The organism is Chryseobacterium sp. JK1, from assembly GCF_050632815.1.
Taxonomy (GTDB): Bacteria; Bacteroidota; Bacteroidia; order Flavobacteriales; family Weeksellaceae; genus Chryseobacterium.
Map to the genome: position 1 here is coordinate 2,485,200 of NZ_JBODRU010000001.1, position 24,042 is coordinate 2,509,241.

Sequence of the window (24,042 nt, forward strand, 5' to 3'; positions counted from 1 at the left end):
GCTATGGAAAAAAAATATCCTCAGAAAATACAGCTATTTTCATCGCTTATCTTATCTTTTATATCGGTATTCTGTTTTTCGCAGACCCCAACTCCAAAATTTCACGATACCAAAGGAAATATAGAGGTTACGGGGGCAGGCCAGCTCCAGTATACTCTTCCCCTTGATCTTCCCCCTGGTGTTAAAAATACAATGCCCGGGATCAGCCTTGTATATGTGAGCGGAGCGGGAAATGGCCTGGCAGGCTATGGCTGGAATCTCACAGGGCTCAGCGCTATATCAAGGGTAGGCAAAAATCTTGAAAAGGACGGCATTACCAAAGGAGTACAGCTGGATTATTCCGACTATTACAGCTTTGATGGGCAACGATTACTTTTAAAGTCCGGAGAGTATGGTAAGAATAGTGCTGAATATGTAACGGAGAAGTATTCTAACCTTAAAATTAAATCGGTAGGAAGCATTGCCGGGCAAAGCTGGCAAGGTCCGGAATACTGGGAAGTAACTTCCCCTGACGGATCTCAGGTATGGTATGGAGCCACAATTCCCGGAAACAGTTCTGCCAGAACACCTATAGATTATAATATTGTTAAATCAAAAGATACTGATGGTAATTATATGACCTATCATTATATTTCAGATGGTAATGTCTCTGTGATTAGCAGTATTGAGTGGGGAGGGAATGAGATCCAAAACACTCCTCATTATAATCAAGTTAAATTTGCATTTGGAGAAAGATCGGTCCCGGAAACGGCCTATATAAAGGGTACTCTTTTTTCCCAGTCAAAGCTGCTCGAATCTGTTTTGATCTCTAGTAATGGCAATCAATACAAAAAGTATACTATTTCTTATAAAAAAGATCTGCAGGAAACAGCATACAGATATCTTGATAAAATTACCATTCTGAACAGTAATAACGAAGAAGCTAATCCTGTTCTTTTTACCTATGAGAAATCACTGGGCATAGATTATTTGGATGGTGGGGTTTGTAGTGAAGTCATGGCATTAAGGCCTGATAGTAGTCGTGATGTAGTAGGAGATTTTGATGGTGATGGTAATCAGGATGTGTTAAGGTATCATTCTGTCGTATCACAAGGAGTTCCGCAGCCGGGGTTATACCTGTATAGTAACTTTTATACAAAAAATTATTATACCCCTCCTGTATTTGTTGGAAATTCTTTATCAGGATTAAAAGATGCGGTTACCGTAAATTTAAAAAAAAATAATCTTATTGGTAACCGTCAGGGATTTGTAGTGTTCAATAAAGTAACCAATCCTTCCACCTCCGTATCAGATCTGGAAGTCTCCTTTTATAGTATTACAGAAAACAATCAGCTGATGCTGCATTCTAAAAAGGTTATTACTAATGCAAATTATGACTATTCCTCCGGAACAACACAAAACGGAACAAGAACAACTGTTATAGGGCTAAAAAATGTTGATTTTAATGGAGATGGTTTGAGCGAAGTTATTTTACAGTTAAGAGACAGAGTATGCTGGTCTGATCTATCCAATTCTGCTAAGCTGCCACATCAATGTGAAGTTTATAACAGGTACTATGTTATTGATCCTGATGAATCGGTTCAAAATAATAGTTGGTATTATGAACTTACTCTTTATAATGCGCCTAATGAAGACGCATTTGTAGCATATAGACCAGGGGATTTTAATGGAGACGGGCAATTTGATTTTCTTAAAATAGATACCAATAAGAAACCCCAGTTAATTACTTTCCAGAAAGATACCCAGGGAAAGTATGTGTCTGCTATATCACCTTTTAATCCTGCCAACGACGCTACTATAAATGGATATTGGCAAGAATCCTTAGTAGGGGATTTTAATGGGGATGGTTTGAGTGATCTTATGATGCCCGGTACTCCTACCTCTGTCATTTGGTATTTATATACCTCCAAAGGAAATGGTTTCAAAGAAGAAACAACAAACTTCCTTCGGCCTCAAAGAACGCGTGAAAAAAGCTACGATCTTAATCAAAATATTTCGATATCTAATCCCCGAACCTTTGTAGCGTATGATATTAACAATGATGGAAAAACAGATCTTATATCTCTTCAATCAACAAGATACTATCATAAGGCTTACCCTCAAGACAGTAATCAAGGAATGAAATACGAGAGAACTTACCGTATGGCAGCCCATGTGTTCTCCACTTTTGGGGGGCATCACAACTATAAGTTTAGTGCCTATAATATCGAGGATCAGGTGGTTTATCTTACGGATAATAATATCGGTGCGGAACTGGCTCCCAATTCAATAGATGCAATGGGTGTATCGGTTGATCAATGGACTGGAGCAATGCTGAGAAAGCTTGTTCTTACTTCTGCAATTGGATTCAACTATGGCTATGATAGGGAACAATATGTAATATCACACCCATACTATGATATTTCAACGGAAGGGCGTATTAAAAGTATCTCCCAAGGGGGTATTACAACAGCTATTACTTATAAACAGCTGGACAAAGTTAAAAATCCGGGCTTATATGACGGTGTTTCGACTCTAAGCTATCCTTACGTTGAAATCAATCAATCAACAGGATTTTTTGTGGTATCTCAGCTTACGCAAAGTATTGCATCAGACAAAAAATTAAAACAGGATTTCAAATATCGAGGTCTCACTTCTAATATTCTGGGAAGAGGGCTTATTGGTTTCAGAAAAGTAGCCCGATCATCTTGGTATGCTGATGGATTTGAAAATACAATAATTTGGTCAGGGATGGAAACAGATCCTCTGAATGAAGGAGTTCCTGTAAAAGAATGGTCAATCAGAACCAATATTGCGGCAAATATTTTCCCGACGGATCTTTCTGAAAATAATACCCAGCTTCTTTCTTTAAAATCTACCACCTATCAGATTGATAGAATATTGAATGGGCAGATAGTGAGTAGCATTCCTGCTGCTGACAAAGCTAAGATCATTACTGCCATCTTACCTAGAATAAGCCGAGTGAAAGATTTCTTAACAGGAACTGTTACAGAAAGTGATATCACGTATGGGGCATACTACCTGCCAGTACAGGCTCTATCTAAAGTAAATACAACCTATGGAATTACCACTTCTGGTTATCAGTATGAGCATAACCCTTCCGGAAATGGAGCAGGATATTATATAGGCCGTCTGAAATCTAAGACAGAAAGTCGGCAGGCCTACGGAGACACCCAATCCGGCAAAGAAGAATACACCTATGAAAATAACAGAATAAAAACCCTTAAGAAATGGAACAGGAATAATTCGGGGTATCTCCTGGAAACGTACTCCTATGACGGCTTTGGAAATATAAACGGAAAAACGCTAAATAATAGTATTGATGCTCAAAACCGTACCACAGCTTCTCTGTATGATCCTACCGGAAGATTTGTTATTAAAACGACAGACCACTTGGGATTACAGACTCAGTTTTCATATAATAGCTGGGGACAGCTGACAAAACAGACTGATCCGTTAGGAAATACCCTTATAAATACTTACGATAACTGGGGAAAACTCCTGACTTTTGAAAGCAGCCTTCAGGGAACCACCGGCTATATCTACGAAAGGGATAACTCTGATAATGTTACGGTGACAAAAAATGAGCCCGATGGCAATATATCCAAAACATTCACCAACAAACTGGGGCAGGTATATAAGGTGTCGGCTAAAGCTTTCTCGCAGGGACAATACGTTTCTCAGGAAACCCAGTACGATCTCCTGGGAAGAAAAACTAAGGAATCCGAACCTTATTTTGAGGGGCAAAGTGCCAGTAAATGGAATACCATTGCCTATGATGATTCTGTATATCCTGCCAAAGTAAAGGTAGCCACATTTACCGGGAAGCAGACAGAAACGACAGTGTCCGGATTTACCACCTCCAGTAAAGAACTTAATGGATATGGAAGAACCACTTCCAAAACAGGGGATGCTTTAGGAAATGTAATTTCTTCAACAGATAAAGGAGGAACGATACAATTTTCCTACAATGCAGCAGGAGAACAGATCAAGGCTCAATATGCTGAAAATATAGTCAGTACAACCTATGACCATTGGGGAAGAAAATCAGAATTCAATGACCCTTCCAACGGATTATACAAATATGAATATGACGGACTGGGACAGCCTAAGAAAACCATAAGCCCGAAAGGAACTAAAGAATACACCTACAATAATTTCGGACAATTGGTTGCCCAAAAGGAACTTTCCACCACAGATGGAGGGCAGGCCACCAATAAAACCATTGCGGTCACCTATAATAATAAAGGGATGATTACCGGAAAATCCGGCACTGTGAAAGGTCAGCAATTTGGTACCCAGTTTACCTATGACCCTCAGGGAAGAATTGTATCTTCTACAGAGAACAGCAATGGAAGAACCTATACGCAGAAAGGGATAACCTATGACAATAAAGGAAGAATGATGTCTTATGAGAAAGAATTACTCTCCTCGGGCATTATAACCAAAGTTGTGATAGAAAACCTTTACAGTACCTGGAACGGAGAACTCTATCAGGTTAAAGATAAAACCTCCGGAAAAGTACTTTGGGAGCTTCAGCAGACCAATGCGAAAGGACAGGTAGTAAAAAGTAAATTAGGGGCAGCAGATATTAATAATGCATATGATGCCAATGGTTTTCTGAGCAGCGTTAACCATTCTTCACAGGTAAAACCAGGAATCCTGCAGATCTCCTACTCATTTGATGCCATAAAAAATGAGCTTACCGCAAGAACAACCGGAGGAGATTTCAATATTGCAGAATCCTTTGATTATGATGATAATAACAGGCTTGTAAACTGGACCAATCCGGTAACGGGAGTAAAGCCTGCTATGAATAGAAATATCTATGATATAAAAGGAAGGATTAAGGAAAATGATCAGGTGGGAATCATGAAGTATGAAAATGCAGCTAAGATCTATCAGCCTACCGGAATGACATTAAATGCGGAGGGAATACAGAATTATAATGGGGATCTAATCCAAAGTATCACCTATAATGAGAATAATGATCCGGTGCAGATTGATGGAGAAAAAAACCGTATTTATTTCGATTATGGATTGGGGAGTATGCGCCAGCGGGTAGGGATTAGTAAACTGACCAATACGGAACCAGCCACCGGACTGGGAATGGCAAGAAGTGGATTCTGGGATCCTAATGCTCCTATATGGAAAGATACTTTTACAAAACTCTACAATGAAGACGGAAGCTTTGAAGTGACGATGGATCTTGCTACAGGGCATGAAAAGCATATTTTATACATTGGGGGCAGTCCTTATGAATCGGATATTGTATATTTGAAAGACAGTGATCAGACCAACGGTTCTTATAAATTCCTTCACAAAGACTATATAGGAAGTATTCTGGCCATTAGTGATGAAGCCGGGAATAAACTGGAGCAAAGACATTATGATGCTTGGGGCAGCTTAGCAGCTTTGTCATTTGGGAATAACGGGGTCGTAATAACAGATAAAAATCTTATTGCGGAAGCTTCACTTCTTATAGACAGGGGATATACCAGCCATGAGCACTTTATGAACGTGGGAATCATCCACATGAATGGCAGACTGTATGATCCACTGCTCAGAAGGTTCTTAAATGCAGATGAGAATATTCAGGATCCTACCAATACCCAGAACTATAATAAGTACGGGTATGTGATGAATAATCCATTGATGTATAATGACCCAAGCGGGGAATTCTTACAGTGGCTTATTGGGTCTTTAGTAGGAGGTTATTTAAATGGTGTGGCCGCCAATGGTGGAAAATGGAATCCCGGAAAATGGGACTGGGAGAAGACATGGAGTGCCGTATTAGGAGGGGCTATTGGTGGCGCAGCGATCTCAGGAACATTGGGGAATATTGCCAGTAACCCAGGAGCGATTAAGTTTGTACTGCCAAGTATTATCTCAGGAGGGTTAAACTCTGCCTTTACAGGAAGTAATTTCTTAGGAGGAGCTATTGGTGGGTTATCATATGTCAGTAGTGTATTTGAAAATAAAATGACATCCACAGATATGGGATCCTTGGGCTATAAATATTTTACTTCTACAGACTATAGCAATTCGTTTGATACAGAATCAGTTAGTATCGACGAAATTAAATCTAAATATCCTAGATATTATAAAGTATTAGCTAAGCTTCATAGTTTCGTTTCAGAAAATGAAATTATATCTCAGGCGTTTATGGACAACTCTGAAGCATCTAGAGAGGAAATGTTAAAATTATTAAATATGGAAAGTATTCAGCAACTTCCAATTAAGATTGCCGAAATTGAATCTGTATTTCATAGTGGTAATGGAAACGATTATAAGGATAAATGGAATGTAGGAGGTAAAACAAGTGCATATTCACCTTTTAATATTACAATTAACAAACTTAGAGTTATGACTCTGGAAAGGTTAACAGTACAAACTGCGATCAATGCATATTCATTTGCATTAGGTATAACTACTTTACATGAACTTGTTCATTATGTGAGATTTAAAAAAGGATTAGATAATTATAATTACGAATATGGAAACGCTTTTGAAAAACGAGTCACTGGAATATTTTGGCCTTACGATGAAAACTTATTTAAAACAAATATGCATGGTTGGAAATTTTAAATATTTTGTATTCATATTACTTCATATTACTTTGTTTTCTTGTCAGAACAAAAAAGAAAAAAGTAAACTAGGTAAAGAACTAATATCTGAAAATTTACCTATTTTGTTAGATAATTTAGATTATTTTAAAGTTTCCGGAACTCCTCACTTATCTGCAGGAATTTATCAATATGTTGGTGAGGTTAAATCAGATCAAACGATGGTCATTGAAAAATTTCAAAACAGATTTAATTTAAATAATGAAAAAATATTCAACGGTCCAATAAAAATTGGAAAAATCCCCCAAAAAATAGGAAATCATTCTGTTTTTTTAAATACAGAAAATGCATTTGGTAAGAGAAGTGATATTATTAATATTTCTTTTGTTAATTTTATTATTAGTGAAAATAATCAATACGCATCTATTGAAGTAATTAAATCTTTAGGTAGTGGAGCAAAATTTGAAATTTATTACTTTAAACAGAACAATGGCAAATGGATTTTTGTTGGTAAAGAAGTAATAGGAGTAGGCTAAGTTTTACATTCCCAAACTAAGAGATATCATTTGAGAACAGAAGTAGGAGTATTCCTTCTTCTGTTCTACTTATTACAAGCAATCCGGGAGCAATTAAGTTTGTACTGCCAAGTATTATCTCAGGAGGGTTAAACTCTGCCTTTACAGGAAGTAATTTCTTAGGAGGAGCTATTGGTGGGTTATCCTATACGGCTAATTTATTTGAGAATAAAATGACATCGGCAAATATGGATTTCGCCGGATATAGATACAGCATAAGTGAAATGCTTGTTAGTGATGATAATACTTTAAATGGTGCAACTGAGGCTGAATTCGGCAGGGATACAGTAATAAATGTAGAAAAGGCTCATTATAAAAATCAATTTATCCGTGGGAGTTGGCATTTTGTAGATGAAACAAGTGACTTAAGTCCATTCCTTCGAGGTCAAGGCTATTCATTTGGAGGTAATAATAATAAAAATCTTTTAGTCAATGGGGATAGAAAAGTTTGGGGATTAACAGAAATTGTTACTCATAATGGTATTCTTGTCTGGCAAAGGATATACTTACCAAAAGGAGCATTTATAAGCTTAGAACAATTGGATTTAACCATGGGACACGAGATTTTTCACACTATATTAAACAATGCACGGCTTTTTGATGATTACACATTATCTGGAACTAATAAAAGATCATGGGCGCATGAATATTATACATCAAGGTGGGAAGAACAGTATGTGAAATTCCGAGGTTGGCAAAAGTTAAATCTAGACATGGAATCATTTAATACTGATGCATTTTATGATAAATCCTTAGAGGGTTTAATCAATAAGATAAAGCCTATTTTTAATAATTACTTAAAAAGTACCCTAAAATGATAAAATACATATATAGATTAATTGGTTTTGTACTTCTTTTCTCGTGTAAAGAACAACATAAAAACACATTAAATTTAAAGTATATAAAAAATAGTAAGAATATATATCTTCAATTTAAAAATAACACAGGTAAAGATATTATATTCTTAGTACCAAATTCTTTAGAATTTGGTACTAAGAATATAAAAAGTTATTCTACACGGGGAAGTAGAGAAGAAGATTACCCTCTAAATGTCTATGCTATAATTGAACCCAGACAATTCTCCGAAAGTTTTCAGAAAAAATTAGATAGTATTCACAATACTTATCTAACTGAAATTGGTAATAGTGCTTTTATAGGAGACGAACGACCTGGCGATGGAAATTCTGCATTATATTTAAAAAATAATAATATTATAAAAGTAAAATATAAGCTAACTATCAAACAATCTCCCCCAATAGAAAAGTATTCTTCAAAATTTAAACAAAACTATTATCCCTATGATAAGGTCTTAAAAGGAAATTATCCTGAAGGAGAATACTTGAGAAGGTTTTCAAAACTAAATTTCGGTAAAGCAAAGTTTGTGGCGCAACCTGTGATAGAAGATAGTTTGTTTATAAATATTACCGAAAATGATGTAAATTATTGAAAATTATAATTTTTTAAGCTCCTGCAGTAATTGTTGGAGCTTTAAAAGCTTGACAAAAAGATGTTAAAATATACGGATTATCTTTTGTGTTTAATACAGAAATAAATAGTTTCAAAATGGTTTGATTGACTAGAACCTAAAATACAATCAACATTCAATAATTATTTGACAGAATGCTAAACAGATTCCAAATCGGGATCTGTTGTTTTATCCTTCTAAAACCTAAATCTGTTCATGACTCACTTTCATCATCAGTAAGATTCAAGAAAAAAGCAGATTCCAATGGAACCTGCATTTGTTTTATCTCACTCATCTTGAATTATTTTCCGCCTCCGGAATTCTTTTCAACATCTGTTTTGGTATTTTCCTTTACCTTCTGGTTTCCGAAACGCTTCACAAAAGTAAGCGAAACTCCGTACCAGTCCCATTTTGAATACTCTCTAAAAGTTCCATCCTGGCTGTATGTGGTATTATCTGCATACGGTCTTTTAAAGATGTTCATCAGCTGCATACTCAATTCCATCTGTGTTTTAGGGAATATTTTGGTCACTGAGATATTATGGAAAACATTGGTATTATTTGCATATGAATTTCCGTTATTCTGATTCGCGATTTCCATCCATGCACTCAGGTTGATATTCTTATTGAAAAGATTGGTATACGATATGTTTGCAGAACCACCCCAATAGCTGATATAATCTTTAGCGCCTAATTGATTTTTTTCATTAAAATCTTTATTATTAATGTAATACCATCCAAATCCAACGTTCACGTTCAGCTTATTTTTCAGGAAGTTCTGGTTCGTATTGGCAAAAAGGTAATACTTCTCAACCTTTCCATCAAAATTGCCCGGTAATGAAACCGTTCTTCCGTTTTCCGTTACATAAGTCGTCCAATAATCCTGATTGGTATGCATATATCTTGCAGAAATAAAGTACTTCTTCAAAATTCCGAACTTCAGGTAAAGACGGTCATTAGGATTTGGATTCAGAGACAGATTTCCTCGGGAATAAGTTCCGTTGATGTCAGGGACAAGAAAGGGATTAAACTCCGAATACCAAGGTCTCCAGATGCTTCGGTTATAGGTAAGGCTTACATCATATTTATCTGAAAAGCTATATTTTAGCAATAAATTGGGTAAAAAGGTGCCATAAGAATCTTTTCTTTCCGTTCCTGCAACATCCTGTCTTACTTTAAAATCCATGTATTCATATCGAATTCCGATTCTGGTTTCCAGTTTTTTGAAAAATGTTTTGCTATAGTTAGCATACAAAGAACTCAGATTATCTTCATAGTGGAACCTGTCACTTCTTGCAAGATTAAAATACTCAGATAGAGGATCAGAAATACTTGTCCCATACAGACCATTGGAGATCACATGATTGTTAAACTCTGTTTTACCACCTACTTCTACTGTTCCACCCGATTTCCCTAGTGGTTGCGTATAATCTACTTTCAGATAATAATTACGCATTTGGTTATTGCTGAGCACTCCCAGCTGTCCCATTTTATCTGCGATGGATGTTCCTCTCTTATCGATCAGGTTGTCATTATCATTTCCTGTATAATTGGTCCCGATATTAACGTCCAGAATTCTGTTTTTCTCTTTATCGTAATATTTATAAAAAGCATTCGTTCCTAAAGTACGGCTGAATCCCCATGTATTCTGAGTCTGGTTATAAATATCATCAGGTTTACCATCTTCTGTAAGCTTTCCGCCAGATTCACCGAATGACAAGTTCCTGTTTTGGTAATATTCCAGCACAAGACCTATATTATTTTTATCATTGATCTCAAATTCGGAAGTGGAAGACAGAGAAGGACTTTCATTTCTCATCTCTGTTTCTACGCTGGTTGTATTGATCCTGTTATTTTTGTATCGGGTATCCAACGTCTCGTTTTTCTGTACGTAGGTTCCGTTACTATAACTTCCAATCAAAGTTTGAGTAAATTTCTTCTTATGATAATTCAGGTTAAAATTGGTGTATTGTGAGTTTTTGGTACTTTGTCTGTTGTTCAGGGAAATACTTCCCTTCATCCCTTCATCGTCTCTTTTTTTCAAAACAATATTGATAACAGATCCGGAAGTTTCGTATCGCGAAGACGGGCTGGTAATGACTTCAATCTTCAGTAGATTGTCTGCAGGAATCGTTTTAAGATATTCTTTCAATTCTTTTCCTGTAAAAACTGACTTTCTGTCGTTGATATATACAGTAACCATCTGCCCTTCAGCCTTTACATCATCATTATTATCAACGCTCACCAAAGGAGTCATTCTAAGGACATCCCAGGTTGTATTTCCTGCCACAATAGCACTGTTGGCCACATTGAAAACAGTTCTGTCTACTTTGGATTCTACTGTAGGCTTTCTGGCTACCAGGGTAACTCCTTCTATTTCTTTAGCATTGGTTTTTACAGTATCCTTTGCAGCCTGGGTCTGAGCTAAAGCCAGAGAACCCGTTAGTAATGCAATTGGAAATAATAGTACTTTCATGTGAGATTATAGTTTTACCTATAAGACCACTATCTTGATATAAATGTTACATCAAAAAGTAAAAAAAATTAAAATAAATATCTAATCCTCAACAATATACCAGCAAAAACATTAAACATAAATTCAAAAACAATGAAAATTCAGTAATAAAAAACAGTAATAATAAATATTTACATAAAAAAACAACTACAAAACCAATTTTACTGTAATTTAATTTTTATTAAAAAAAGAATTTAAATTCAATGGTAACCTTATCTATAAAAGGATTTCTGTAGTCACATTTCAACAATTTCAGAGAGAATTTTCTGGAAATATACTCCACAAAAAAAAGCCCGGATCTCACCCGGGCCGCTAGCAATAGCAAATTTACAAGGATATTAAAATAAGTGCTAGTTTAAGCTTTCAAAATAATGGATAACGCCTACCTCCGGCAAGTGAATATTATCCTTATTAAAATCAGTTTCCTGACGTTGAGTATTTTCGAGGAAAGAATTACTGTAAAGAGCATACGAAGGCTGTTCTGCCACGCCATTTTTCAAAAGCTGATGCGCCTCTACAATTGTTTTTCCGTATAATTTTCTGAAGTTCCCAATATTATACTGAGAAAATGATCCATAATGCACAATAAATTTGAGAGACAGATCTATTGTTGTGCTCATACTTTTGCTGAGTTCTTCTATTTTTCTGTTGAAGGCACTCCTCATTTTCCAAAGCATCCTGGAGATACTTTTATAAGAAGGGTTCTGATCGTAACGGTAAAATAAAATAGCATCCCCTTCAATTTCTGAAATTTCAAAATACTGGTCATTCACGTCAATTAGCGTAGACAATAGCTGTCTTACGATATACTCTCCCGTATACAGTTTTGTATTGAATACAAACTCTGTAAATCCGCTGAAATCCGGAATAAGAATGATGCCCTCTTGTATAGTTGTTTTCATAATGATAATGGATTAAAAACCTGCTTCATGAATAAAGACGAAGCAGGTTCAATTTTACTTTATTGCGATCCCCCTCCTACAGAGCGATAGAGTACTGTAATGGCATTCAGTCGCTGCGTTTTCAGAGAAGCCAGATCCAATTCTGCCTGAAGCTTATTGGTCTGCGCAATGATTACCTCCACATAAGTAGCTGAATTGTATTTAAATAGCATATCCGCTTTTTTAACAGCCTCATTGGTTTTCAGCACCAGTCCTTCGGCAATTTTTTGCTGTTCTTCCAGTTTTTGAATCTGTACCAAAGCATCAGAAACCTCTCCAACTGCTTTCAAAACCGATTGTTTGAAACTTATTTCTGCCTGATCCGCCAATACCTTAGACTGCTCATATTGTGTTTTCAGCTGCTTGCCATTCAGAATAGGCTGAGCAATGGCTCCGGCAGCCATCCCAAAAAGAGATCCCGGAACACTGAACCATTTGCTGATCTGAAAAGCATTTACTCCGCCCTGTGCTGTAATATTCAGTGAAGGATACATGCTCATTTTGGCGACATGAATAGCAGCTGCACTTTTCCTTACTTCAAGTTCTGCCGCTTTGATATCGGGTCTGTAGCTCAATAATTCCGAAGGAATTCCTACAGAAATCTGATCTGGAGACTGAACATTATTCAAGCTTACCTTTCTTTCAATTTTCCCCGGCATGGAGCCTGTAAGAAGACTCAAAGCATTTTCCTGTGTGGTGACAGAGCTTTCAATAGCGGGAATGGTTTTCAAGATCTGATCTTTCACAATTTCCTGCTGCTGAACGGCTAACGCTGTTGTTAACCCCAACTCCTGCTGCTTGGTAAGAAACTGTAAAGTATTGTCAGCATAAGTAAGGTTAGACTTTGTAATTTCCAGTTGAGTATCCAGCATCAAAAGATTATAATACCCCTGTACTACCGAAGCTACCAGTTGTGTTTTCACCGCTTTGGCAGCTTCCTGAGTTTTAAGATATCCCGCTAAAGCCTGTTCCTTTCTTCCTCTGATCTTGCCCCAGATATCTGCTTCCCAGGAAAGATTGATGGAGGTGGTGTAATCTTCCATATATCTTTTTCCCATGAACTGCCCTGCCATCATTCCGTTCATACTGTTGTCTGAAGGACGGTTGATATTGGCATTGGCTCCTACACTTACAGTAGGAATATTGGCCCATTTGCTTTGATTATAGGCTAATGAAGCATACTCTATCTGCTTTAAAGCAACCAGCAGATCATTATTCTGTACCATCGCTTTATCGATCAGTGCTACTAAAACCGGATCTTTAAAAAAATCTTTATAGCTGATTTTAGCGATATTTTCATTGTGTTCTGCAACGATACTGTCACTCCTGAAAGTTTCAGGCATTTTGACTTCCGGCTGTTCATACTTCTGAACTTTGCAGGAAACCGCGGTCCCTGAAATGAGTGCGATATATGCAATATTTTTAATTTTCATTTTTAAAATCATTTGAATTAATATTCCCAGTCGGCATCCGTTACTACTCTTCCGTTGATCTTCTCGTGTAAAGCCTGGAATACCACGAAAAGAACCGGAACCACAAAAATTCCTAAGATCGTTCCGAAAAGCATCCCTGAAATGGCAGCATACCCAATAGAATGATTCCCCATTGCCGAAGGTCCTACTACAAATACCAATGGAAGTAATCCGGTAATAAATGCCAAAGAGGTCATCAGAATAGGTCTGAGACGGGCTTTCGCTCCTTCTACAGCAGAAGCAATAAGACTTTTTCCTGCTCTACGTCTCTGAATGGCAAATTCTACAATCAGGATACCATTCTTGGCCAAAAGTCCGATCAGCATCACCAAAGCAATCTGTACATAGATATTGTTGGAAAGGTCTGCCAATGTAATTCCTACAAATACGCCTGATAATCCTACCGGAATTGCAATAAGTACCGCCAATGGAAGAATATAACTTTCATATTGTGCAGATAACAGGAAGAATACGAATACAATACATAATCCGAAGATCATAACAGACTGTGAGCTTGATCCTGCTTCTTCACGGCTCATTCCTTTATAGTCATACGTATATCCCGGAGGAAGAACCTGCTTGCTGACTTCCTCAATTGCTGCCATTGCCTGCCCCGTACTGAATCCAGGAGCTGCCATCACTGTTAAGTTGGAAGAATTGAAAAGATTGAAACGGTCCACCACCTCTGCACCAGTTACCTGTTTTAGGCTCACAAGGGTGTTGATAGGAACCATCTGTCCTAAATTATTTTTAACGAAAACACCATTCAGCGATTCTTTATCCTGTCTTGTTTCAGGAGTAGACTGTACCAATACCCTGTAATATTTACCGAACCTGTTGAAATCCGAAGCCTGAATACTTCCATAATATCCCTGCATTACGCCTAATACATCAGAAACGTTTACTCCAAGCTGCGCTGCTTTCACCTCATCTACCAATACTTCAAACTGAGGATAGGTCACATCAAAAGTGGTAAAAGCTACGGCCACTTCAGGTCTCTGCATCAAAGCACCCATCATTCCGTAGGAAATATTCCCTAAGTTCTGAAGTTCTCCGTTGGTACGATCCTGCAGAACAAGCTCCATACCGCTGGTATTTCCGAAACCGTCTACGGTTGGGGTATTAATCACCAGGAAGTTGGCTCTTTTATCCTGAGAAAGCATTCCCTGAGTTTGTCCGATGATATCATTGATATTATTAACAGAACCTCTTTCTCCTCCCTTTTTCAGTTTAACGAAAATAGAGGCTGCTGAGGATGACATGGAACCACTGAAAAGGTTGAGCCCGTCTACAGAAATTACTTTTTCAACAGCCGGATTTTTCATTAAAAGATCTTCCGTATCCGAAACTACTTTTGAAGTTCTGTCTTTAGATGCTCCCGGTGCCAGATTAGCTGTTACAATAATGAAACTCTGATCCTCATCTGGAATGAAACCTTTAGGAGTTGTCATCGACATCCAGGCAAACAATCCTCCAAATGCTACGATGATGACTAATGCAATCCATTTTCTTTTCAAGAGAAATAACACCGCTTTTCCGTAACGGAAGGTCAGTTTATTAAAGCTGGCATTAAATCCCGCAAAGAAACGGTCTTTAAAATTCATCTTTTCATGTGTTCCCGGATGATGTTGTTTTAAGAATAAAGCACACAGCGCGGGGCTCAATGTTAATGCATTAATGGCAGAAATCACAATCGCAATCGCAAGTGTTAAGGCAAACTGCTGATAAAACAATCCTGTGGAACCACTCATAAATGCCACCGGAACGAATACGGCAGACATAATCAGAGTAATTGAAACAATAGCTCCTGTAATCTCACTCATTGCCGACATTGTAGCGGCTCTCGGATTCAGCTTTTTATGTTCCATTTTGGCATGAACGGCTTCTACAACAACAATAGCGTCATCTACCACAATACCGATAGCCAGTACAAGGGCAAACAAGGTCAGGATATTGATGGAAAATCCAAAAACCTTCATAAAGAAGAATGTTCCTACAATAGATACCGGAACGGCAATAGCCGGAATCAATGTTGAACGGAAATCCTGAAGGAAAATATACACCACAATAAATACCAGGATAAATGCTTCTATCAGGGTATGAATCACCTGCTCAATAGATTGATCCAACGCTTCTTTTGTAGCATAGGGAATCTCATAATCCATACCTTCCGGAAACGATTTTTCCAGTTCTTTCATTCTTTCCTGAAGAGCGATCTGTACTTCATTGGCATTAGATCCCGCCATCTGGAATATCGCCATGGTCACAGAAGCCTTTTTATTATAATTGGAAGAAACAGTATAGCTGTATGCTCCAAATTCTACTTTCGCAATATCTTTCAGCTTTAAAACAGAACCGTCATTCAGTGCTTTAATAGTAATATTTTCATATTGTTCAGGTTCTGTGAATTTTCCTTTGTAACGAAGCACATATTCCATCACTTCTTTACTTCTTTCTCCCAGTCTTCCGGGTGCCGCTTCCAGGTTTTGAGTCTGAATGGCTCTTGAAACATCAGATGGAGTAAGATTATAGGAAGTCAGTTTATTAGGATCCAACCAGATACGCATCGAGTAATCTTTATTTCCGTATACCATTGCATCTCCTACCCCTTTCACTCTTTTCAGCTCCGGTACAATATTGATCTTTGCATAGTTTTCGAGGAAAAGATCGTTCATTGAGCCATCTTTACTGGTCAGAGAAACCATTGCAATCATACTGTTCTGTCTTTTCACGGTGGTGATCCCCGCCTGAATTACTTCGGCAGGAAGCTGATTGGTAACCTGCGCTACCCTATTCTGAACATTGATAGCTGCCTGATCCGGATCTGTACCCAGTTTAAAAATAACGGTGATACTCAATGTTCCATCGTTACTTGCAGTGGAGGTAATATAATCCATATTTTCCACTCCATTGATGGCATTTTCTAATGGCGGGGCTACCGACCTTGCAATGGTTTCAGCATTCGCTCCCGGATAAACAGCGGTTACCATAACGGTAGGCGGTGCGATGTCCGGAAATTTGGTAATCGGCAGACTTACCATCCCTACAACCCCCAGAATAACGAGCAATACGGAAATAACCGTGGCCAGTACGGGTCTTTTTATAATTTTCTTTAGCATGATTCTGTCTTACGATTTTTTCTGTTGAGCATTTTTCTTTTGCGCCACTACAGGAGTCCCCGGCTGCAGTCTGTCGAAACCGCTGGCAATGTACTGATCACCTGCCTTAAGTCCTTTGGATACGATGAAATGATCCCCAGCTTTCCCATTCACTTCAACAGGAAGCATCGCTGCTTTTCCGTCTTTGATGGTGAAAACAAAAACCTTATCCTGAATGGTTCTGGTAGAAGCAATCGGAAGCAAAACAACATTGCTGTAAAACTGATCCAACAGAATTTTTCCTGTGTTTCCACTTCTCAGAATGTTCTTTGGGTTATTGAATTTTGCTCTTAATGTAATAGAACCTGTTGTTTTGTTAAACTGTCCTTCTACAGCGTCAATCTTTCCGGTTTCAGCATACTTCTCTCCTCCTGAAAGCAATAACGATACTGCCGGCGTATTTTTGATCACCTCATCAATACTGCTTCCTACATATTGTTTCTGAAAATTATTAAAATCATTTTCACTTAAACTAAAGTAAGTATACACCTGATGAATATCGGACAGTAAAATGATCGGATCCTGATTACCCGGTGTCATCAAACTTCCTAAACGATAGTTGAATCTTCCGATAAAGCCACTTACCGGAGCTTTAATGGTTGAGAAATTAAGATTGATCTTTGCCGATTCTATGGAAGACGCTGACTGACTTACAGCTCCTCTCGCTGCATTATAAGCTGCTTCTGCCTCTTTTACCTGAATTTCTGACACCATTTTATTACGGAACAGCTCCTTTTTTCTGTCCAGATCAATTTTAGAAGTGGAAAGATTGGCCTGTGCAGTAATTAAAGACGCCTGTGCACTTTTCAGCTGTTCACGAAAAACCTGATCTTCAATTTTGAAGAGCACCTGCCCCGCTCTTACGAAGTCTCCTTCATCTACAAAAATCTTGCTTAGATATCCCGTCACCTGTGGTCTGATCTCCACATTGGAAATTCCTTCTACAGATGCTGCATATTCTCTGGAAACAGAGGCATCTCCCTGCTTCACTGTTTCTACGGGAAGCTCCGGTGCCTGCTGCTGATAAGACTGGTTTTGATTATTTTTCCTACATCCCGCCAAAACGATGAGCGAGAGGAAAAGTATGGTTGATTTCTGAATAAAAAATCTTTGCATAACAATATTCCTTTTAAATTTTCCGCACAAAAATCGACCGAAAAAAATTCAATAGGATTATTCAAAAAACTCCTTGTTTTGTCAAAAAGACTCCTCATTTATCAAAACATGAGAAATATCATTTATAGATAGAATAAATATGATATTTTAATATTTTAAATCAAGATAACACTCAATTTTAGCAAAAAGACGCTTTCAAATACAATTTATTGATTATCAATACAAATCATCTTTCCGGTATTCCAAAGGAGATCTACCGGTATGCTTTTTAAAAAACTTACTAAAGGAAGCCTGATCAGAAAATCTGAGCTGTAATGCCACTTCATTCACATTCAGGTTAGGATTCTTCAGCAGCAGTCTGGCTTCTACCGCTAGCACCTGATGAATGATCTCTCTTGGGGATTTTAAAACTGCTTTATTGATCACTTTGGTAAGGTATTTTCGACTGATACACAGCTTATCTGCATAAAACTGAACATTGTGTTCTTCTTTAAAATGATCCTGAACCAACTTAAAGAAACTGGTGGTAAGCTCATCTTCCCGAAGCGTCACCGAATGAGGTTTTTCTATCTTTTTAAAATAATTATCAATTTCATAGATCACCAGTGAAAAGTGATGCCAGATCATTTCATTGAAATAGTAATTATCTTTCTCCTTGTTGTTGAGAACCTGAAGCTCATCCAGATGAAAATTGATCTTCCTGTAGACCTCCGCATCATTTCTTATAATATGGGTAGGATCTGAAGAGAGGCTTTTGAGTACGTTATTGGATTTATAATTGAACCCCGCTTCGGAAATAAAATCGAGTGAAAAGAAAATATATTTCGAATTATAATCATCCGCAATAGCATCTACCCAGAATGTTTCTGAAATGGGACAGAAAACAATATCCCCTTTGGAAACCTCATAACTTTTATCATCAAGTCTGAAGCTCACAGTTCCTTTCTGCACAAGGAAAATACAGAAATAATCAGCACGATACGGAATATTGGGTTTTATTATATAGTTCTCCCTATCAATTTCCATGACAACAAATTCTTTAATCCTGAGATCAAATTCTACCTGCTGCAATACTTCATCAAAAGCCAACTGTGAAACAAATTCAGATTCTTTGGGAGATTCATTGCCGGATTTTTTAGCCATGGAAAACGGGTTATAAAGTACGAAGGTAGTGAAAAAGGCTAAATTGCTGAAAGATAAAAAGTGAAGAAAAACGACAGGCAAACTCAATTCAACCTACTGCTTATACTTTTTACACTGTAATGATCAACTCTTTGTCAAAGCCGTTGTATTTTTCATCGATATAGCCGTGAGGATTACAAATGACCTCCGTATTTTCAATTCTATATCTGCACGGAGTATGAATATGCCCATGAATCCAATATAATGGCTGATATTCTGTGATCATCTCTTCAAGATCTGAAGCATACGCAGAGGTTATCGGATCGTTTTTATATTCTTCGGGAACAGAAAGAAGACTGGGAGCATGATGGGTGACGACAATATTTTTAAGACCTTTTGAACTTTCTAAACTTTCTTTAAGCCACTGTCTTGAAAGCTGATGAATTTTAAAAGTATCCATCGTCCTCATTTTTGAATAAGAAGGATCTCTTTTGATCATTTTATAGTCATTCATCTGCGGCTGACAGATCATTCCGTAATGAGCCGGGTTTCCAAAGATTGAAAAATCAGTCCATAAAGTAGCGCCATGAAAACGAACATCCCCTATATCTACGAAAGAATTTTCAAGCACAGAAACATTTGAGTCCAAAGCTGCTTCTTTAATTTTATTCAATGTTTTTGGATAAGATCCTTTGTAATATTCGTGATTACCCAGGACATAGATGACCGGTTTATCAGAAATCTTATGCTTTATCCATTCAATACCTTTTGTTCCGAGATTAACGTCACCAGCCAACACAACGACATCGGAATGATCAAAGTTCAATTCCGTGCTTCCAAATTCCTGATGAAGATCGCTGATGATTTGTATTTTCATAATACAAAAATAGGAAAATAACTCAAGCCGGATTCCTATGGAATGACAAACGTATTGTTTGAGTTTATCTTCACAATTTATTATTCTGTAAGAATATCAACATTGTATTATTTTAAAACACTTCAGTAAACTTTAGAAAGTTTAATATCCTCCTTTATAAGTAAGTTCACTTTAGATGAAAATCAAAGATTTTCAAAAGCTTATGTGTACTTCATCTACGCAAGGCTTTAAACTTAAAATAACTAAAGTGTTAAAAAACTTTTGCACCTTTTGTGGTTAAATAAAAACACATAAAAGAATGATAATTTCTAAGGCTGGATTCCTACGGAATGACAAACAGGACGTTTTCATCTATCTTCACACTTTGCCATTCTGTAAGAATCTAAATATTGTATAATTTAAAAACACTTCAGTACACTTTAGAAAGTTTAATATCCTCCTTCATAAATAAGTTCACTTTAAGAAAAAATCAAAGATTTTCAAAAACTCTTGTGTACTTCATCTCCGCAAGGCTTTAAACTTAAAATAACTAAAGTGTTAAAAAACTTTTGTGCCTTTTGTGGTTAGATAAAAACACATAAAATAATGATGATTTCTAAGGCTGGATTTCTACAGAATGAAAAACAAAACGTTTTAATCTATCCTCATCACTTTGTCATTCTGTAAGAATCTAAATATTGTATAATTTAAAAACACCTCAGTACACTTTAGAAAGTTAAATATCCTTCTACATAAATAAGTTCACTTTAGATGAAAATCAAAGATTTTCAAAAGCTTATGTGTACTTCATCTCCGCAAAGCTTTAAACTTAAAATAACTAAAGTGTTAAAAGACTTTTGTGACTTTTGTGGTTAGATAAAAACACATTAAATAATGATGATTTCTAAGGCTGAATTCCTACGGAATGGCAAACAAAGCGTTTTAATCTATCCTCACACTTTGTCATCCTGTAAGAATCTAAATATTGTATAATTTAAAAACACTTCAGTATACTTTAGAAAGTTTAATATCCTCCTTCATAAATAAGTTCACTTTAAGAAAAAATCAAAGATTTTCAAAAACTTATGTATACTTCATATCCGCAAGGCTTTAAACTTAAAATAACTAAAGTGTTAAAAAACTTTTGTGCCTTTTGTGGTTAAATAAAACACATAAAAGAATGAGAATTTCTAAGGCTGGATTTCTACAGAATGACAAACAAAGCGTTTTAATCCATCTTCACACTTTGCCATTCTGTAAGAATCTAAACATTGTATAATTTAAAAACACTTCAGTACACTTTAGAAAGTTTAATATCCTCCTTCATAAATAAGTTCACTTTAAGAAAAAATCAAAGATTTTCAAAAACTCTTGTGTACTTCATCTCCGCAAGGCTTTAAACTTAAAATAACTAAAGTGTTAAAAAACTTTTGCGCCTTTTGTGATTAGATAAAAACACATAAAATAATGATGATTTCTAAGGCTGGATTCCTACGGAATGACAAACATAGTATTGAGTTTATCCTCATACCTTGTCATTCAACAGGAATTTAAAGTTCTATACTTGGTAAATCTTTGATAGGGCTTTCAACTCATCAATAAAAAAAGAACCGACACGTTAAGCACCGATTCTTCCTCATATAGTTTGTGTAATTTTAAGGCCGCTTATTATGAAACGGCGACATCTGCCTGCTTCACCTTTAAGCTTCTTAGTATAAAATAAAATAACATCCCGAGCGCCAGAAGAGCATAGCCGATCAGAATAATCAAATTCAGGCTTCCTACTGCAAATTCTGAAGGAAAAATCTGACTCATCAAAGTCATGAAAGACAATCCAATACCAGCTCCCAAGAAGTAACTTGTAGAACTCAAACTTGATGCCAATCCGTAATTGGAAGCGTCAACATCCTGAATTCCCATTACTGAAAGTGCAGTAAAACAGAATGTCATTCCTACTCCGGAAATACAAGCCGCCCCCAACAAAACCACTGCCAGTGGGTGTCCTGTGAATACTGACGTTAATAACAACAGCCCTCCTGCCAACATAAATAACCATCCAAAAATTCCCATCTGAGAAGAACTTAGTCTTTTTGAAATGTAAGGTAAAACAAACTTGGCAGTCAGTGCAGACAATATACTGAACGGAACAAGCATTAATCCCGCAGAAGCTGCGCTATATCGCATATCTTTCTGAAGCATCAGGGAAATCAAGAATAAGAATCCTATAAAAAACGCTCCTAAAGTAAAGAAAGCAGCATTGGAAACCACTAATGATTTATGTTTAAACAGTTTTAAATCAAACAAAGGTTCTGCAACAGATTTCAATCGATAGAAAGTCATCACTAAAAGCAACACTGCCAAAACTAAAGAACCTATTACAAGCAAAGGTTGTTCTTTAATATGAAGCAACTCATGCGTTCCGTACGTAAGACTCAGAAGTCCCAATACCATCATCATACCGGAAAGAAGGTCTGTCTTTTGAGCCGTTTCGTTTTTCTCATCGGTTGGAAGGTAATAGTAAGATAAAATTAAGGTTACAAAAAGGATAGGCACGTTAATCAGAAAAACCCAGTGCCAACTCATATATGTACTGATGATCCCTCCTACAGAAAGTCCACTTCCGGAACCAATGGCCGCGAAAGAACTGAAAACTCCAATAGCACGGTTCCTCTCCTGCTCCCCTCTGAACGTATTGGTAACGATAGATAATGCAGAAGGCATCACCAAAGCTGCACCTAATCCTTGCAACGCACGGAATACCGCCAGCACTTCAAAACTTCCCGATAGCCCAGCACCTAGTGATGTGAGCATAAAAATCAAAGCTCCCCAAAGAAACATTTTTTTTCTTCCGATCTGATCTGAAAGCTTTCCTCCAATAATCAGAAAACCACCGAAGAACAATACATACAAAGTCTGTAGCCATTGAACCGTTTCAGCTCCAATCTGAAACTGTTTTTGAATGGCAGGAATCGTTAAATTAATAATGGCAATATCCAATGCTTCCACAAAAGTCCCTACTGATGCTAATATTAAAATGATATTCTTCCTTGTATCCATATGTTCAAATTTCCTGCAAAATTAAAATTAACAGAACGTATATAAAAATTAAGTCTTAAATTTGGAACAAAGCAATTAATAAACACACTTAAAAAGAACAAAACAACTGTTCTAATCCATAATTACCCATAAAACAGAACAAAATGGCAACAGAAAATTACACTCCCGATGAAAAAGACCTGTCTATCCTTAGGCTTCTTCAGAAAGACGCCAAAATGAGTGTCCGCGATATTTCGGCAAGAATCAATCTAAGCCCAACTCCTACTCATGAGCGCATCAAACGTATGGAAAAACAGGGAATCATTAAGGAATACACTGCTGTAGTAGACCGTAAAAAGGTAAATAAAGGAATGATGGTTATTTGTATGATCGCCCTGAATGTTCATAATAAAAAAACGGCAGGAAAATTCATTGAGGAAGTCAGCAAACTGAAAGAAGTTGTTGAGTTTTACAACATCAGCGGGGATTTTGATTTTATGCTCAAGATCCTTGCGCCTAATATGGATGACTTCCATGAGTTTTTTGTAAACAAACTTTCCGAGATTGAAGGAATAGGGCAAACCAAAAGCATCTTTGTAATGAACAGCATCAAAGAAAGCGTACAGATTGTTTAAAAATAAAAAACAGCTTCATTAATGATAAAGCTGTTTTTTTAATATACAGTATAGATGGTTTATTTCCAGTAATTCCAGACGGCACCATCATATATGGCTAATGTCTTGCTGGTTGTATCGTAGCACATCATTCCCGGATAGGGACTTTTCACATTAAGATGGGGTGTTGCGATTTTGGGAAGTATCATTGCTTTATCCTGAGCTTCTAAGACAAGAACTCCATCTGCAGTACTGCTTGAAGCACCAATAATAACTCCTCTACCCGACTCTGCAGAATTGTTGGCCGCAATCGCACTGGAACTTCCTGCATCAGAAAGAGATTTCCAGACATCATTTTCGTATACTTTCACTTTATTATCAGTAACATCAAAAACAAATGTTCCGTTTACAAGTGAGCCCGTAGGAATTCCCGATGTAGCAGGAAGAATAAGACCTTTTGTATTGGTAGGTGCATCATTAAAATCAAGCACGGTACTATTCCCATTAATGGTTTGTTTGTCGATAGCTACTTGAGCAAAAGAGAGGTTAAAAAAAACAAGAGCTGCTGCTATATTTATATTTTTTATGTTTTTCATATTACGTTAT

14 protein-coding genes are annotated in these 24,042 nt (G+C 36.9%); 5 read left to right on the forward strand and 9 right to left on the reverse strand.

What is annotated here, in order from left to right; translation table 11 throughout:
* The first annotated feature begins 3 nt into the window (after positions 1 to 3).
* The 4 genes from ACQ76T_RS11325 to ACQ76T_RS11340 all read left to right on the forward strand — a co-directional run bounded on the left by ACQ76T_RS11325 (position 4) and on the right by ACQ76T_RS11340 (position 8,588).
* A complete protein-coding gene (locus ACQ76T_RS11325; RefSeq protein WP_431343399.1) occupies positions 4 to 6,588 on the forward strand; it encodes an RHS repeat-associated core domain-containing protein in 6,585 nt (2,194 codons plus the stop codon).
* Positions 6,572 to 7,102 carry a hypothetical protein gene (locus ACQ76T_RS11330; RefSeq protein WP_431343400.1) on the forward strand — a complete coding sequence of 177 codons (531 nt, stop codon included), beginning with the start codon at positions 6,572 to 6,574 and terminating at the stop codon, positions 7,100 to 7,102. Before ACQ76T_RS11325 ends, ACQ76T_RS11330 begins: the two co-directional genes overlap by 17 nt.
* A gap of 227 nt (positions 7,103 to 7,329) precedes the next feature.
* Entirely contained in the window at positions 7,330 to 7,959 is a 630-nt protein-coding gene (locus ACQ76T_RS11335) for a hypothetical protein (protein ID WP_431343401.1), read from the forward strand.
* Positions 7,956 to 8,588 (forward strand): hypothetical protein, encoded by a 633-nt coding sequence (locus ACQ76T_RS11340; protein WP_431343402.1) that lies wholly within the window; start codon positions 7,956 to 7,958, stop codon positions 8,586 to 8,588. The genes ACQ76T_RS11335 and ACQ76T_RS11340 overlap by 4 nt, the downstream gene beginning before the upstream one ends.
* Positions 8,589 to 8,907: 319 nt before the next feature.
* On the opposite strand, the gene ACQ76T_RS11345 is transcribed toward ACQ76T_RS11340, so the two are convergent.
* The 8 genes from ACQ76T_RS11345 to ACQ76T_RS11380 all read right to left on the reverse strand — a co-directional run bounded on the left by ACQ76T_RS11345 (position 8,908) and on the right by ACQ76T_RS11380 (position 22,843).
* Complete coding sequence (locus tag ACQ76T_RS11345) at positions 8,908 to 11,082, reverse strand: outer membrane beta-barrel family protein (protein ID WP_431343403.1); 2,175 nt, start codon at positions 11,080 to 11,082, stop codon at positions 8,908 to 8,910.
* 389 nt (positions 11,083 to 11,471) lie between these two features.
* The gene (locus ACQ76T_RS11350; RefSeq protein ID WP_431343404.1) at positions 11,472 to 12,023 is read right to left on the reverse strand and encodes a DUF2652 domain-containing protein; all 552 of its coding nucleotides are present in this window, start codon (positions 12,021 to 12,023) and stop codon (positions 11,472 to 11,474) included.
* Positions 12,024 to 12,082: 59 nt separating this feature from the next.
* Entirely contained in the window at positions 12,083 to 13,495 is a 1,413-nt protein-coding gene (locus tag ACQ76T_RS11355; protein ID WP_431343405.1) for an efflux transporter outer membrane subunit, read from the reverse strand.
* A gap of 17 nt (positions 13,496 to 13,512) precedes the next feature.
* Complete coding sequence (locus ACQ76T_RS11360; RefSeq protein WP_431343406.1) at positions 13,513 to 16,653, reverse strand: efflux RND transporter permease subunit; 3,141 nt, start codon at positions 16,651 to 16,653, stop codon at positions 13,513 to 13,515.
* A gap of 9 nt (positions 16,654 to 16,662) precedes the next feature.
* Positions 16,663 to 17,808, reverse strand: coding sequence for an efflux RND transporter periplasmic adaptor subunit (locus ACQ76T_RS11365; RefSeq protein WP_431343407.1), 1,146 nt, complete (start codon positions 17,806 to 17,808; stop codon positions 16,663 to 16,665).
* Between the two features lie 216 nt (positions 17,809 to 18,024).
* The gene (locus ACQ76T_RS11370; protein WP_431343408.1) at positions 18,025 to 18,951 is read right to left on the reverse strand and encodes a helix-turn-helix domain-containing protein; all 927 of its coding nucleotides are present in this window, start codon (positions 18,949 to 18,951) and stop codon (positions 18,025 to 18,027) included.
* Positions 18,952 to 19,060: 109 nt separating this feature from the next.
* Entirely contained in the window at positions 19,061 to 19,807 is a 747-nt protein-coding gene (locus ACQ76T_RS11375; protein ID WP_431343409.1) for a metallophosphoesterase, read from the reverse strand.
* 1,647 nt (positions 19,808 to 21,454) lie between these two features.
* On the reverse strand, positions 21,455 to 22,843 hold the full coding sequence (locus ACQ76T_RS11380) for an MFS transporter (protein ID WP_431343410.1): 1,389 nt from the start codon (positions 22,841 to 22,843) through the stop codon (positions 21,455 to 21,457).
* Positions 22,844 to 22,986: 143 nt separating this feature from the next.
* On the opposite strand from ACQ76T_RS11380, the gene ACQ76T_RS11385 reads away from it, so the two are divergent.
* A complete protein-coding gene (locus ACQ76T_RS11385; RefSeq protein WP_422693311.1) occupies positions 22,987 to 23,457 on the forward strand; it encodes an Lrp/AsnC family transcriptional regulator in 471 nt (156 codons plus the stop codon).
* 59 nt (positions 23,458 to 23,516) lie between these two features.
* Here ACQ76T_RS11385 and ACQ76T_RS11390 read toward each other — a convergent pair whose 3' ends face one another.
* Complete coding sequence (locus ACQ76T_RS11390; protein WP_431343411.1) at positions 23,517 to 24,032, reverse strand: hypothetical protein; 516 nt, start codon at positions 24,030 to 24,032, stop codon at positions 23,517 to 23,519.
* Between the last annotated feature and the right edge of the window lie 10 nt (positions 24,033 to 24,042).

Excerpts from the sequence above, each read along its gene's own strand:
- ACQ76T_RS11325 (WP_431343399.1), top strand. The coding sequence starts at position 4 with ATGGAAAAAAAATATCCTCAGAAAATACAGCTATTTTCATCGCTTATC.
- ACQ76T_RS11345 (WP_431343403.1), bottom strand. The coding sequence starts at position 11,082 with ATGAAAGTACTATTATTTCCAATTGCATTACTAACGGGTTCTCTGGCT.
- ACQ76T_RS11365 (WP_431343407.1), bottom strand. The coding sequence starts at position 17,808 with ATGCAAAGATTTTTTATTCAGAAATCAACCATACTTTTCCTCTCGCTC.
- ACQ76T_RS11340 (WP_431343402.1), top strand. The coding sequence starts at position 7,956 with ATGATAAAATACATATATAGATTAATTGGTTTTGTACTTCTTTTCTCG.
- ACQ76T_RS11360 (WP_431343406.1), bottom strand. The coding sequence starts at position 16,653 with ATGCTAAAGAAAATTATAAAAAGACCCGTACTGGCCACGGTTATTTCC.
- ACQ76T_RS11335 (WP_431343401.1), top strand. The coding sequence starts at position 7,330 with ATGGATTTCGCCGGATATAGATACAGCATAAGTGAAATGCTTGTTAGT.
- ACQ76T_RS11375 (WP_431343409.1), bottom strand. The coding sequence starts at position 19,807 with ATGAAAATACAAATCATCAGCGATCTTCATCAGGAATTTGGAAGCACG.
- ACQ76T_RS11350 (WP_431343404.1), bottom strand. The coding sequence starts at position 12,023 with ATGAAAACAACTATACAAGAGGGCATCATTCTTATTCCGGATTTCAGC.
- ACQ76T_RS11390 (WP_431343411.1), bottom strand. The coding sequence starts at position 24,032 with ATGAAAAACATAAAAAATATAAATATAGCAGCAGCTCTTGTTTTTTTT.
- ACQ76T_RS11355 (WP_431343405.1), bottom strand. The coding sequence starts at position 13,495 with ATGAAAATTAAAAATATTGCATATATCGCACTCATTTCAGGGACCGCG.
- ACQ76T_RS11385 (WP_422693311.1), top strand. The coding sequence starts at position 22,987 with ATGGCAACAGAAAATTACACTCCCGATGAAAAAGACCTGTCTATCCTT.
- ACQ76T_RS11380 (WP_431343410.1), bottom strand. The coding sequence starts at position 22,843 with ATGGATACAAGGAAGAATATCATTTTAATATTAGCATCAGTAGGGACT.
- ACQ76T_RS11370 (WP_431343408.1), bottom strand. The coding sequence starts at position 18,951 with ATGGCTAAAAAATCCGGCAATGAATCTCCCAAAGAATCTGAATTTGTT.
- ACQ76T_RS11330 (WP_431343400.1), top strand. The coding sequence starts at position 6,572 with ATGGTTGGAAATTTTAAATATTTTGTATTCATATTACTTCATATTACT.